The organism is Cloacibacillus porcorum (genome assembly GCF_001701045.1).
Lineage (GTDB): Bacteria > Synergistota > Synergistia > Synergistales > Synergistaceae > Cloacibacillus > Cloacibacillus porcorum.
This window is the reverse complement of the sequence record NZ_CP016757.1, coordinates 220,019-232,863: the sequence shown is the minus strand read 5'-3', so window position 1 is coordinate 232,863 and position 12,845 is coordinate 220,019. Positions and strand designations below refer to the sequence as shown.

Below are 12,845 nucleotides of genomic sequence, written 5' to 3'. Positions count from 1 at the left end.
GCAATATAATTGCAAACAGATTGCTGATGGGGGGATTATTTTGGATATCGAAAAAATCTTGAGCGGCGCCGGACTGCGTACTACGCGTCAGCGCAGAGTGATACTTGAGCTGCTTTTCAGACATGGCTCTCCCATGTCGCACAGCGAAATACTTTCAATGATCGACGACCACCTCGACCGCGTCACGCTCTATCGCACGCTCGATACGTTGAAAAACTCCGGTATCGTTCACCAGGTGCAGGGCATTGACGGTGTGTGGCGCTTCTGCGCCCACGAACAGGACCTGGACGGCTGCCCCGGAGACCATCCCCACTTTCTCTGTCTATCATGCGGCAAGATGTTCTGCCTTCCGGACCAGAAGATGCCGCGCGTGACCGTCCCCGAGGGGATGCAGGTAGAGGGAAAACAGCTTGTCGTATACGGCACCTGTCCGGACTGCGCCGTTCAAAAATCGGAAGAAAAGGAAGAAAATAAATGAAGATAACCACAATCCCGCTGGAGGAGGCCATCGGACTGCCGCTGGCCCACGACCTAACACAGATCGACGCTAAAAACCACAAAAAATCCGCCCGCTTCAAAAAGGGACAGGTGATAACCGAGGCCGACCTTGAAACTCTGCGCGCCATGGGACGCGAAAATCTCTCAATAATGGAGATGTCGCCCGGCGACGTGCATGAGGACGACGCCGCGCGCCAGCTCGGCGAGGTCCTTTGCGGCGACAACCTGCGCCTGACGGAGCCATCCGAGGGACGCTGCAACCTCGTCGCGGAAAGTTCCGGCATTCTCTGGTATCTCGCGGAGACGGTGAACCGCGTCAATCAGGACCCGGACTGGGTCCTCTCAGCCCTTGCGCCGCACCGCCCGGTGCTCGCCGGGCAGGTGGTCGCCGGCTTTCGCATCCGTCCGCTCGTCATGGAAGACTACCGCGTGGAACGCGCCGTCGCGGCGGTGCGCGGCAGCAAACCATTTACGATTCTGCCCTTCATGCCGCTGAAGGTCGGACTGATAACGACTGGCAAAGAGATCGTCGACAAAAAAGTAGAGGACGCCTTCCGTCCTAAGTTGCTGGAAAAACTATCGCGCCTCAACGGCTCGCTGATGGGTCAGCGATTCTGCACCGACTCCCTCGAGCAGATCAGCGAGGCGATCGCCGCCTTCCTCAATGAGGGAGCGGACGTCGTCATCTGTACCGGCGGTATGAGCGTCGACGCCGACGACAAGACGCCGGGCGCCATCCGCAGCCGCTGCCGCAAGATATCCTTCCAGGGGACGCCGGCGCTGCCGGGGGCGATGCTGATGCTCGGCTGGGCCGCCTCGCCGGAGGACGGCCGCGATGTGGCGGTCATCGGCGCTCCCGCCTGCGTCGCCTTCGACGAGAGGACCGCGCTCGACAAGCTGCTGCCGTTCGTCTTCGCCGGTATTGAGCCGGGAGACCTGGTGCGCCGGTGGGGCGTGGGCGGCCTCTGCGAACACTGCCCGACGTGTCATTATCCGGCCTGTTCTTTCGCCGCCGGCTCCTAAAATTTGAGGATTATATGCGCCATTCGCGTCATGACCTGGCATCATCCGGTCCTCACCGTATATGAATACGGCTCCGGGCGGCTGATGCCAAGTCATTTAGCGCCTAGCACATCTAATCCTCAAATTTACTATTACGTGATAAAAAAACATGTTAAAAGACAAGAGGAGATGAAATATGAATATCGAACTTTTGAATAAGATCAACGAAGAGGTACAGGCGGGGAAGTTCGGCGTGCTCTGCACCGTGACGAGCGAGAGCGGCTCTACGCCGCGCAGCCGCGGAGCCTCGATGTGGGTGCGCCCGGACGGCAGCATCGCGGGAACGATCGGCGGCGGCCTCATCGAATATGAGGCGATACAGGAGGCGCTGCAGCTGATGAACAGCGGCGAAGCGTCGCGCACCTGGCATAAAAGTCTGACGGAGCGCGACGGCATGGCCTGCGGCGGCAGCGCGGACGTTTACATGGAGACGATCGGCCGCTGCGACGAACTCGTCATCTTCGGCGGCGGCCACGTCGGGCGCGCCGTCGCGGAGCTCGGCGCTTTCGCCGGCTTCCGCGTCACCGTCTGGGACGAGCGTCCTGAATTCGCCAACGACGAACATATCCCCTGGGCGCGCAACATCGCCTGCCCCATAGACAAGATATATGAGAACGGCATCACACTGCACGAACGCAGCTACGTCGTCATCATGACCCGCGGCCACGCGCTCGACGCCGAGGCCGTCACGGTGACGGACAAAAAACCCGGGGCTTATTACGGCATGATCGGCTCGCGCAGCAAGATCGCCACGGTGCGCAAAATGCTGCTCGAACGCGGCGTCAGCGAGGAGCATCTCGACCGGATATACCAGCCGATTGGGCTGCCGATCAAGGCCGAGACGCCAAACGAGATCGCCGTATCGGCAATGGCGGAGATAATAGCCGTAAAATACGGCGCGGATATAAAAAGGCTGCGCGGATAGGCAAGAAACACACAGTCGGATTCGTTATTTACCCTTTAATATGAGACTTTTATACTTTATAAGTATGAAAGTCTCTTTTTACAATAGAAAGGATGGATAACAACAAAATGCCTCGCTTCAAGATATATGCCATAAAGATCATCACCATTTTCTTACTGCTCTTCGCGGCCCTGGCCCCCACGCGGGGATACGCCGCGGAAAAGAGCGTGCTGCTGAAAGAGGTCGTACTTTCCCGGCATGGAGTACGCAGCCCCACACAGCCGGCGGCCAAGCTGGCGGAATGGAGCGCTAAGCCCTGGCCCAGGTGGCCGGTAAGGGCCGGGCACCTCACGACGCGCGGCTCGTCGCTGATATCCCGCCAGTGGACGGCGGAACGCGCGCGGCTGGAGTCTCTCGGCGTCACGCCCGACAAGATTTTCATCTGCGCGGATGTCGACCAACGTACGAAAGCCACCGCGGACGCCATCTCCGAGGCGCTCGCCCCGCAGGGAGGGATCACGCCGGTGCTCTCCGCGAGGGCCTTTGTCTATCCAATCTTCCATCCGGTAGAGGCCGGCTTCGCGGATTTTGACACCGACGCCGTCCGCCGCGACATCATGAAAAACGCCGGCGGAAGTTTAACAGCGCTTCAGCAGGAGCTTGCGCCGAAGATCAGCATGCTGGCGGACATCACGGGGCCGCTCTCGGAAAGGGCCGCCGCTAAGGCCGGACGGCTCTATGGCTCGACCTTTGCCGACCTCCCCTCCGAGATCGAATTCCGTGACGGGGACCGCTCCGTCGGCATCACGGGCGCGCTGGGCGCCGCGTCGGGCATCGTGGAGATATTTCTGCTCGAATACTGCCAGTGGCCGGAGAAAAACGCCGGCTGGGGAGCGGCGGACGTTATGATACTAAGGGACCTCCTGCCCGTACACAGCAGAATATTCGACGCCGTTAACCGCGCCCCCTCCGTTGCGAGGACGCGCGCCGGCGAGCTTACGATGCTGCTGGCATCCTCTCTGCTCTCGGAAGAATTATGTCTGGCTAAAGTTCCCGACGCCGTCAAGGAGCCCGCGGCGGCGGCAAAAGCGGCGATCTTTGTCGGACACGACACAAACATCGCCGGCGTCGGAGCGCTCATCGGCGCGGACTGGCAGCTGCCGGGGTTCGCGAAAAACGAAGTGCCTCCGGGAGGCGCGTTGGTCCTTTCACTCTGGCAGAGGGGAAAAGAAAGGTATGTCACCGCGGAGTTCACTGGACTTTCGCTGGAGGCCCTGCACAGCGACGCCGACCGGCCAGTTCCCGCGGACAGATATCAGATCTCACTCTCGCATATGCAGCGGAAACCGGGCACACGCCCCGCGGGAGAATGTTCGCCGGAGGAGTTTGCCGACTGGGTCAACAACAGGGTTGCAAACGCCAGATAGCGTGAAAGACTAAATTTCCGGGCGGGACTGGTTACAAAAGTCCTCGTCCGAATACTCGTCTAACTCATAAAACTTGCGGCGTCGGGCTCTTTCGAGCTGACGCCGCAGTTTTACAGGGTCACTTCGCCGCCGTCACGGAAAAACCACCTTCCGTCTCCGTCCACTCCGTCTTCCAGCCTGCGTGCTGCGCGAAGCGGATGACATTTTCACGCGAAGTCACGGTATCTACAAGTACCTCCACAAGACCGGCGCTCAGCTTGTCAAGCGCCCGTTTTGTCTCTATTACTGGCTGCGGACATGAGAGCCCGCGCGCGTCTACGATCGTCTTTTCCATCTCAAAAACCTCCTACGCCATTCTATTCCTGAAACCGAAGCCCACCAACAGACAGAAGACAAGGCCGATAATCGTCGCGGGCGCGCCGAAGGCGCCGATACCCGCGCCGGAGCTTGCAAGCGAGAAGTTGTGAGCGAAGGCCGCGCCGACGAGCATGCCTATAATAAAGCTGCCCGCGTCGGAGTCTCCCTCACCAGACATGATGAGCATCCGTCCCGGGCAGCCGCCGGCGAGGGTGAAGGCGAGTCCGGAGAGGACCATACCAAGGAAGTTCCAGAGCTGCATGGTATGCGCCACGGGCTGTCCCTCAAATCCGGGCTTGAACTGTCCGAGGATCATGTTGGTCACAAAGGCCGCGAGAATAAAGGCGGCGATCCCCTTAAAGAGGTGCGAGTCCCGGACCATGATCAGGTCGCGCACCGCGCCAATCGTGCAGAAGCGCGTGCGCTGCGCGAGCCAGCCGACGACAAGTCCGGCGCCGAGAGAGATGAGGATGGGGGCATGCGCCGCGCCGGGCCCCTTGGCGGAGAAGAATATCGGGCCGCTGCCCTCGGGACCAAATAAAGGTTTGAAGAAGAGCAGCGCGAGGATAGCCAGGGCGAGCAGCGGCATCACAAGTCCCGCCGCCTTCGGCGTGGGGCGCGCGGCGCCGAGGCTGAAACCACCGTAGAGGAACCAGACGCCGATACCGATACCGGCGATAAGTCCCGCGATACCGGCAATGGCGTTCCAGTCGCCGCCCGCGAGACGCAGGTAGGCGCGCCAGGGACAGCCAAGAAAGACGAGCGCGCCGATCATGGCAAAAAAGCCAAGGGCGAAGCGCACCATCGGCGACGAGCCGCCGCGCGGCCTGTATTCGGAAAAGGCGAGCGCCGAGGCAAAGGCCCCGAGGATGAAGCCCGCGATTTCGGGACGCAGATACTGCACGATGGCGGCGCGGTGCAGGCCAAGCGCCCCCGCGATGTCGCGCGTGAAGCAGGCGACGCAGAAGCCCATATTTCCAGGATTACCAAACTTTACCAACAGCGCCGCGATGACGCCGAGAACAAGCCCAGCGAACGCCGGGCCATTTTTTGACATAAGAAAACGGTCCAAAATATTTACCTCCTGTTGTTGACCAAATACGTGGATAAAATATGACAAAACAGAGCGCCGGCAGGCGTACCGGCCGCCCATCACATATCAATACAGCGGGGGACGAGGGGAAATTATCCTTTTATATACAGGTATGCGAGGGAACGGCGACAGACGGCGGACTCGGTACACGAGCCAAAATAAGCAGATCACGTCATGACAGCCGTCCTCCCCTCAAAGGATATTTTTACCGATTACACCGGTTATTATAAACACTAACCGCTTACTTTTGCAATTTGCCATAAGACATTGTTGTGCAAGAGCCTAAACAGGGTACCGCACCGCTCTATAGCCCTCTATCTCCGAAAAAAGCGCCCCTTAGAACCAAACCTTTAATCATTATGCCTACGCAGAAGAATATAGGCATAAAACACAATGTGCGAAAGATAAATTTTAATTATACTTGCCAATATGAGGCCGTAATAATAATGCGCAGGGAAAAAACTGATAATAGCCGCAGAAAGGGATGAATAAAATGTCTGCAAGCAGAGAACTTAAGGGGCCGTCCAAAAGGATTCGGCGAAGCCCCGAACTACTGATAAAAGAGCTTGATACGAAGATGAAAAAACTTGAGGAGCGCATCTATAAGAAAAACAAAGATGCCGTACATCATATAGGAGCAGCCATTTTAAAGCGCGCCAACTTCGATTTTTCCTCCTTCACCCACGAGGATCTGGAGGCCATCCAGAACATGACACCCCACGGTGAAGAGATGGTAACGGAGATAATTAAAAAAGCCAACCAGAGCTAACACCCCTATAAACCCCAGAGACGGAGAGAGACGGCCCAAAAACCGTCTCTCTTCGTCTCCAATTCTGCCGCATCCGCGTAGCTTCTACTGGTAACCTGCCTATATAAGAAATTGGAACAGGTCGGGCTTGTCGTTCAAATATTCGTAGACGATATTATGCTGTTTCATGCGTTCGACGAGCGGCGCGAAATCCTCTGCGCGGCGCAGCTCTATTCCGACCACCGCGGGACCGCGTTCACGCGAATTCTTTTTGGAATACTGGAAATGCGTGATGTCGTCATCGGGTCCAAGCACATGCTCGAGAAATTCCCTCAGCGCGCCTGCCCGCTGCGGAAAGCGCAGGATAAAATAATGCTTTAGCCCCTGGTGCAGCTGGGAACGCTCCTTTATCTCCTCCATGCGGGTGATGTCGTTGTTGCTGCCGCTGATTACGCAGACGACGTTCTTGCCGCGAATATCGTCCTTTATATACTCAAGAGCGGAGACGGAGACGGCTCCCGCCGGCTCGACGACAATCGCGCTCTCGTTGTAGAGGGAGAGGATCGTTGTGCATATCTGCCCCTCCGGCACCTGGATCAGGCGGTCGACCACCTCACGGCAGATGTCAAAAGTAATATCTCCCGCCTTCCGTACCGCGATGCCGTCCGCAAAGGTGTCAAGCTGCTGAAGCTCGACTGGCTTTCCCGCGTCAAAGGCGGCCTTCATCGAGGCCGTCCCCGTAGATTCCACGCCGACGACGCAGGTGTCGGGGCTCAGGCTCTTAAAGACGCTGCCCACGCCGGACATCAGACCGCCGCCGCCGATCGGCAGCAGAATATAGTGAAAACCTCCGAAGGCCTCGTTGAGAATGTCGAGGGCCAGCGTCGCCTGTCCCTCTATTATCTGCGGATCGTTGAAGGGATGGATAAAGGTCCCGTTCTGCGACTCGCACCAGGCGACCGCCTCGCTGCATGAATCGTCGTAGGTGTCGCCCGTCAGCACGATGTCGATATTATCCTTGCCGAACATCTTCACCTGGTTTATCTTCTGCTTCGGCGTCGGCTTCGGCATGAAGATGGTGCCTTTGATGCCGAGCTTATTGCAGGCCAGCGCCACGCCCTGCGCGTGGTTGCCGGCCGAGGCGCAGACGACGCCGCGCGCGAGATCCTCCTGCGAAAGGCTGGATATTTTATTGTAGGCACCGCGGATCTTGTAAGAGCGCACGATCTGCATATCTTCGCGCTTGAGCCAGATATTCGCCCCATAGCGTTCGGAGAGCTGGATGTTCAGCATAAGCGGCGTGTTTACCACGACGCCGCTTATGCGCTGCTTTGCTTTCTGGATGTCATGGAGCTGAGGCCGGTAGTCTGACATCTTACGCGCCTAAAGTCTTACGTTGATGATCGCCGTGACACCGACGCCCTTAACGCGGCGGAAGCGCTGGATCGGATTGAGCGAGTCTATCGGGATCAGCGCCGTCGCGCGGATACTGCTGAACTCTCCCTCGATCTGGGCCACAGCCTTCGTATTGTCGATGGCGTCCTTCGTCGTCGCTCCTACCTGGGCGGCGCCGATGCGCGTGCCGTCGCCGATCGAAACTATCGGCACCACCTTCGTGTACCCTTCGTACTTGACGCCTTTATTGAAGGTGATGGTGTTGATAAAATCGTTCATCTGCGGCGAGATGGCCGTTACAAGCCAGCCTCCGGCAACGCCGAGGGCGCCCTTTTTGAGGATGTCGCCGAGATCAAGCGCCCGCGCCGCGGGCACCGAGACCACCATTACCGCACAGATAAGCGCCGCTGCCACGGCGTTGTTTATTTTCTTTTTCATAGCTTCTACTTCAGACCTTTCTTTAAATTATTAATTAAAATGCTACCGAACTCGGCCGGTGCCTTTTGTCGAGAATCTCGATCATGACACGGTCGACAGTTCTCATTCCCTCGCGCGAAATGCGCCCGACATTTTCTACCGTCTCTTCGATCGTCTCGCCGAATACGCCCTGAGGAACGGCAAGCCGCTGTCCCATAAGCGCCCACTCCATCGCGTAATAGGCCTCGGTGGCCGCGGCTCCGACCTTCAGCGCGCAGCTCTCCTTCGCCCCGTCGCAGAGCATCCCCGCGATATTCGCCAGCAGAAGGCTCATCGCGGTGCATATCTGATCGTAGCTGCCGCCCATCAGATAGGTCATGCCTGCGGCGGCTCCCGCTCCCGCGGCTACGGAACAGCCGCAGACTGGGGAGAGGCGTCCGAGATTGTGCTTGACGAAGCTCGTTGCGATATGGCTGACGGCGACCGCCTTCGCGATCTCTTCCACGCTCTTGCCCGTGCGCCTGCCGAGCACCGCAACGGGAAGGATCGCCGTTATCCCGTGGTTGCCGCTGCCGGCGCTGCTCATGACGGGGAGCAGGATGCCCGACATCCTCGCCTCAGCCGCCGCGGCGCAGGTGCTGCGGATCTCCATCGCCGCCGGCACCTTGTTGCAGCCACAGTCCTGATCGATCTCAAGCAGCGTAAGCCCGAACTTGCTGCCCTGAAGGCAGGCGCCGCAGCTGCTGCACTCCTGCGGAGACCTGAAGCCGCCCTCCGCGACCTTATAGTTCATATTGATGCCGTCCCAGATGAACTTGACATCCTCGGCGTCGATCTCGTCGGCCATGGCGAGCGCCTCCTGCAGCGTCTGCGGGAAACCGTCGTCAAAGCCGCTGGCGGAAGAACCTTTACGCTCGGCCTCATATGTAGTTTCGTTGTCGAGCACTGTTTTAACAACGTTAGAATGGCTGTTTTCGATGAGACAGACCGCCTTGTGGCCCGGCGTGAATACGGAGGCGAGCACATAGACGCCGCTCCTGTCGGGATCGCAGTAGATGGAGACGCGCTCGTCGCGCACCCAGGCCTCGGCCTTCGCCACATCCTCCAGAGTGCTGTTGCGAAGCACCTCCAGACCAAGCGAGGCATCCCCGCAGATCGCGCCCATCGCCGCGGCGATGGCGTTGCCGCGCGCTCCCTTAGTACCGGGAATGCCGACCGCCATACCGTTCTTATAGATGCTGGAGCTCACCGTCACACGTACGGCGGCGATATCATCCCGTCCCGGAAGTTCCGCGCAGGCGCGTGCCACCGCAAGCGCGACCGCTCCGGGCTCCGTACACCCCAGCGCCGGTTTTACCTCGCTGCGAAGAAATTCTTTTAACGTAAGCAATCTTTTTCCCCCTTAACTATTTCCGCGGATAAAGCCTATTGAGACCTTATCCCCCAGCATTATGCCACGTTCCTTGGCAGAGCGTCTATCCTGACTTTGAACGATGATATTCATATGGTTCGGCATATGGATATCGTCAAAGCCGACAACTCTGCCTATCAGATCGCCGGCTATATATAAACCGTCTCCTAAGATTATATGCCCTCCCTGCGAAACTTCAAAGAAGCAGATATAACCTATTTTATTGACCTCGCCGCCAAGCTCCACATCGCTCTCGTCGGTAACGATCACCTCATGGATATCATACTTCTTCAGCGACCGCGCGTAATGCGTTTCGATCTTGAGCCTCCTGTCGTCCCTCTTTCCGTCTAGAACAACGATCACCTCGCCCTCGGCGTCTCTTTTAGCATAAAAAATATCCCTGTTGAACTTTAAAATCATCATCCACACATCCTTTCCGATATCACAATAATCAAAAGATCATATAAATCGAGCCCTCCTCGACAAATAAAGGAGAGCCCGCAAGAGAGTCTTATTGATGTTGTAAAAACTAACTGCCGCTTTGTACCGCCGCTCTGCTTCTTTTCAGCTGGACGAAGATCAGCGCGAAGAGTATCGCCAGTCCCGCGATGTCCGAAATCGTCTCCGGCACGATAAGAAGGAGCGCCGCGACGATGAACAGCGCCCTCATCGGCCAGCCCATATCGCCCTTCCAGTAACCGATCACGCCGATACCCAGCCCCATTATCCCCATGACGCAGGTAAAGAATACCCAGGCGATGGCCGGGATCGAACCGAGGCCGAGAAGCGCGGGGTTATAGACGAAGATGAAGGGGATGAGGAAGAGAATTATGGCGAGCCGCACCGCCTCGATGCCGGTCTCCCACAGCCCAGTCTCCGCGATGCCCGCCGCCGTATAGGAGGCGATGGCAACCGGCGGCGTGATCATCGACATGTTCGCAAAGTAGAAGATGAACATATGGGCGACGATCGCCTCCACGCCGAGATTCTGCATCGCCGGCGCGAGCAGCACGGCGCTCATGATATAGGCGGCGCTGGTCGGCATGCCCATTCCCATGATAATTATCATCACCGTCGAAAGCAGGAGCGCCAGCAGCAGGCTATTGGCTGAGAAGGAGGCGATGACGGCACTGAAACGCAGCCCCAGACCGGTAAATACGACCTCACCGATCACTATTCCCGCCAGCGCACAGGGAAGGGCGACAATCACCGAAGCCTTAGTCCCGTCGACCCCCATATCGACTATCTCCTTCAGCGACAGCCGCGTATCCTTTTTGATCTGGCAGAGGAGTATGAGCACCACGGTGGAGGCGAGGGCGGAATACATCAGAGAACGCCCCATGGCGATGAGCGCCACCAGCGCGACAATCGGCAGCATCAGATGCAGATAGCCCTTTATTACGGCAAGGTGTTCCTTCGCGTCTATCTCTTCCGGCTTGATCTCCTGTTTGCTGGCCTCGAGGTGAACCTCCCAGAGAAGCGAGCCGACATACAGCAGCGCGGGCAGCGTGGCGCAGAGGATGATTTTAAAGTAGGATATCCCGATCATGTCCGCCATGATAAAGGCCGAGGCTCCCATTACCGGAGGGATCAGCTGTCCGCCCGTACCGGCGGTGGCCAGGAGGGCCGCGCTGAATACAGGCTTGAATCCGCCCCTCTTCATCATCGGATACGTGATGACACCGACGGAGGCGACGTTGGCCGCGGCGCTTCCGCTGATCATACCGAAGAGGCCGGAGGCGAGGATGGATGCCTTGCCTGGGCCGCCGATAGAATTACGGGTCGCGTATTTCGCGATCGAAACAAATAATTTCCCTGCCGGGGTCGCGGCGAGAAAGGCTCCGAAGATCATAAAATAGAAGATCGTATCGGCGGATGCCGCGATCGGGCTTGAGAAGATACCGCCGGTGGTCATTACCTGGTTCTCCACAAAGCTGATCAGGTCTACCCCCTGATGGGATAGGATGCCGGGCAGGCTCCTGCCGAAGAAGCTGTAGAGCATGAATATTACGGCGATGATCGTCATCGACCAGCCAAGATAACGTCTCCCAGCCTCCATCAGAAGAATGACGAGGGCAAGGGCGAAAAACTTGTCAAAATAAAAGAGGTCGTCGACGAACGGAATCCTCTCGACTATCCGCACCGAATTGAGCACGATGTGGGCCATAAACGCGAATGTCGTCAAAAAACAGACCGCGTCGACAAAAGCTGACAGCAAGGGCTTTTCTTTGATGAAGGGCTTCAGAAGAAATACCAGCAGCAGCGCAAAACCAACGTGCAGCGGCTTTATTACCATTCCCTGAACCGGCACAAAGGCGATATATATCTGTCCCGCGAGCCAGCACAGGGATACCCAAAAGGCCAGATGTTTACGTATTTTTTCCAACTAAGACCATCCTTTCAAAACGATCTTACCTTCGGATCTTATTTAGAGACATTTCCAAAGTTAAAAGACAGGGGGAAAAGTTTGGCTAAAAACTCAATTCCCCCTGAGAACTACGTTATTAAAATCTCCCGCTGAGAATCGGCTCTATTTTATATATCCCTTTTCCTTATAATACTTGGCCGCGCCTGGGTGGAGGGGAACGCCGCCGAGGTTCTCCGGGCTGCCGCCCTTTGAAGGCTCGAATTCCGCGAAGGCCTTGTGTCCCTTAACAAGCGCATCCTTGCCCTCCACGACCGCTTTGGTGATCTTGTAGGCCGTTTCGTCGTCCATCTTATCTGTGACGGTGAGCGTCGAACGGTAGCCGGGAAGGATAAGGTCCGCGGTCTGCCCCTTAAAGCTGTCCTTCGGAAGCAGCGACTGCGTATAGCCGTACTTTTCAAGCTTTTTCAGGGAATCTTTGGAGATCGTGATCAGATCTATCTTGCCAAGCACCGCAAGCTCCGTGAAGGTGGGGTGTCCCTTGGAGAGGGCCTGGATAAAGACGTCGCAGCGGCCGTCCTTTATAGCGTTTGTGATGGCTTCGAAGTCGGTGTGGTCGACGGCGCCGCCCCATTTCTTTATATCATCGTAGGTCATCCCTACCGCCTCAAGCACATGGGCCGCGGAGGCTTCGCCGGTCGTCCCGCGCTGGACCGTCATGAGACGGATCTTCTGCTTGTTCTTGACGATATCCTCCAGCGATTTTATGCCGCTTCCCCTGCGGACCGCGATGCCAACATAAAACTGGTCGAGGCCGCCCACCAGAGTACGGATATTCCGTATCGGCTTGTCGAAGAGGACCTGTCCGTTCCAGGCCCAGAGATTGTTATTGCCCATCGTGAGGGCAATGTTCATCTGGCCCTTTCCCAGCAGCTTGAGGTTGCCGATGCCGCCGGCGATGGGGGCGGCGTCTATCTCCATACCGGGATAGGCCTTCTTCACCGCGTCCGCGATACATGCCGCCTGAACATACCAGGTGCTGCCGACCTTATTGGAGCCGATCTTAAGATCCTGCGGGGCCGCGAAGCCCGCCGCGCAGGCGAAAAACACCGTCATTACAGATACAAGAACTCCGAAAATTACCTGATTACTCTTTTTCATTGAAACA

The 12,845-nt window shown here is 57.4% G+C and carries 13 protein-coding genes; 5 read left to right on the top strand and 8 right to left on the bottom strand.

Translation table 11 applies throughout. From position 1 onward, the window contains the following. Positions 1-40: 40 nt before the first annotated feature. The 4 genes from BED41_RS01015 (at position 41) to BED41_RS01000 (ending at position 3,891) form a co-directional block, all read left to right on the top strand. Entirely contained in the window at positions 41-478 is a 438-nt protein-coding gene (locus BED41_RS01015) for a Fur family transcriptional regulator (RefSeq protein WP_066741950.1), read from the top strand. After that, the gene (locus BED41_RS01010; protein ID WP_066741947.1) at positions 475-1,521 is read left to right on the top strand and encodes a molybdopterin-binding protein; all 1,047 of its coding nucleotides are present in this window, start codon (positions 475-477) and stop codon (positions 1,519-1,521) included. The genes BED41_RS01015 and BED41_RS01010 overlap by 4 nt, the downstream gene beginning before the upstream one ends. Before the next feature lie 175 nt (positions 1,522-1,696). Continuing rightward, positions 1,697-2,485 (top strand): XdhC family protein, encoded by a 789-nt coding sequence (locus tag BED41_RS01005; protein ID WP_066741944.1) that lies wholly within the window; start codon positions 1,697-1,699, stop codon positions 2,483-2,485. Positions 2,486-2,577: 92 nt separating this feature from the next. Beyond that, the gene (locus tag BED41_RS01000) at positions 2,578-3,891 is read left to right on the top strand and encodes a histidine-type phosphatase (protein WP_066741941.1); all 1,314 of its coding nucleotides are present in this window, start codon (positions 2,578-2,580) and stop codon (positions 3,889-3,891) included. 118 nt (positions 3,892-4,009) lie between these two features. Here BED41_RS01000 and BED41_RS00995 read toward each other — a convergent pair whose 3' ends face one another. Next, positions 4,010-4,225 carry a sulfurtransferase TusA family protein gene (locus BED41_RS00995; protein WP_066741938.1) on the bottom strand — a complete coding sequence of 72 codons (216 nt, stop codon included), beginning with the start codon at positions 4,223-4,225 and terminating at the stop codon, positions 4,010-4,012. 12 nt (positions 4,226-4,237) lie between these two features. Then, positions 4,238-5,305 carry a YedE family putative selenium transporter gene (gene yedE / locus BED41_RS00990; protein ID WP_066748741.1) on the bottom strand — a complete coding sequence of 356 codons (1,068 nt, stop codon included), beginning with the start codon at positions 5,303-5,305 and terminating at the stop codon, positions 4,238-4,240. Between the two features lie 529 nt (positions 5,306-5,834). Here yedE and BED41_RS00985 point away from each other — a divergent pair. Then, entirely contained in the window at positions 5,835-6,110 is a 276-nt protein-coding gene (locus tag BED41_RS00985) for a hypothetical protein (protein WP_066741936.1), read from the top strand. 99 nt (positions 6,111-6,209) lie between these two features. On the opposite strand, the gene ilvA is transcribed toward BED41_RS00985, so the two are convergent. The 6 genes from ilvA to BED41_RS00955 all read right to left on the bottom strand — a co-directional run bounded on the left by ilvA (position 6,210) and on the right by BED41_RS00955 (position 12,838). Beyond that, positions 6,210-7,463 carry a threonine ammonia-lyase IlvA gene (gene ilvA, locus BED41_RS00980; protein WP_066741934.1) on the bottom strand — a complete coding sequence of 418 codons (1,254 nt, stop codon included), beginning with the start codon at positions 7,461-7,463 and terminating at the stop codon, positions 6,210-6,212. A gap of 9 nt (positions 7,464-7,472) precedes the next feature. Next, entirely contained in the window at positions 7,473-7,922 is a 450-nt protein-coding gene (locus tag BED41_RS00975; protein WP_066741932.1) for a hypothetical protein, read from the bottom strand. 34 nt (positions 7,923-7,956) lie between these two features. Further along, a complete protein-coding gene (locus BED41_RS00970; protein ID WP_066741930.1) occupies positions 7,957-9,291 on the bottom strand; it encodes an L-cysteine desulfidase family protein in 1,335 nt (444 codons plus the stop codon). 12 nt (positions 9,292-9,303) lie between these two features. Continuing rightward, positions 9,304-9,735, bottom strand: coding sequence for a DUF6917 domain-containing protein (locus BED41_RS00965; protein WP_084002164.1), 432 nt, complete (start codon positions 9,733-9,735; stop codon positions 9,304-9,306). A gap of 106 nt (positions 9,736-9,841) precedes the next feature. Further along, positions 9,842-11,698, bottom strand: coding sequence for a TRAP transporter permease (locus BED41_RS00960; RefSeq protein ID WP_084002163.1), 1,857 nt, complete (start codon positions 11,696-11,698; stop codon positions 9,842-9,844). A 144-nt stretch (positions 11,699-11,842) separates the two neighbouring features. Further along, positions 11,843-12,838 (bottom strand): TAXI family TRAP transporter solute-binding subunit, encoded by a 996-nt coding sequence (locus BED41_RS00955; protein WP_066741927.1) that lies wholly within the window; start codon positions 12,836-12,838, stop codon positions 11,843-11,845. Between the last annotated feature and the right edge of the window lie 7 nt (positions 12,839-12,845).

What these genes read in the sequence shown, in the direction of transcription:
- yedE (WP_066748741.1), bottom strand. Translation starts at nt 5,305, where the DNA reads ATGTCAAAAAATGGCCCGGCGTTCGCTGGGCTTGTTCTCGGCGTCATC.
- BED41_RS00975 (WP_066741932.1), bottom strand. Translation starts at nt 7,922, where the DNA reads ATGAAAAAGAAAATAAACAACGCCGTGGCAGCGGCGCTTATCTGTGCG.
- BED41_RS01010 (WP_066741947.1), top strand. Translation starts at nt 475, where the DNA reads ATGAAGATAACCACAATCCCGCTGGAGGAGGCCATCGGACTGCCGCTG.
- BED41_RS00995 (WP_066741938.1), bottom strand. Translation starts at nt 4,225, where the DNA reads ATGGAAAAGACGATCGTAGACGCGCGCGGGCTCTCATGTCCGCAGCCA.
- ilvA (WP_066741934.1), bottom strand. Translation starts at nt 7,463, where the DNA reads ATGTCAGACTACCGGCCTCAGCTCCATGACATCCAGAAAGCAAAGCAG.
- BED41_RS00965 (WP_084002164.1), bottom strand. Translation starts at nt 9,735, where the DNA reads ATGATGATTTTAAAGTTCAACAGGGATATTTTTTATGCTAAAAGAGAC.
- BED41_RS00955 (WP_066741927.1), bottom strand. Translation starts at nt 12,838, where the DNA reads ATGAAAAAGAGTAATCAGGTAATTTTCGGAGTTCTTGTATCTGTAATG.
- BED41_RS00985 (WP_066741936.1), top strand. Translation starts at nt 5,835, where the DNA reads ATGTCTGCAAGCAGAGAACTTAAGGGGCCGTCCAAAAGGATTCGGCGA.
- BED41_RS01005 (WP_066741944.1), top strand. Translation starts at nt 1,697, where the DNA reads ATGAATATCGAACTTTTGAATAAGATCAACGAAGAGGTACAGGCGGGG.
- BED41_RS01000 (WP_066741941.1), top strand. Translation starts at nt 2,578, where the DNA reads ATGGATAACAACAAAATGCCTCGCTTCAAGATATATGCCATAAAGATC.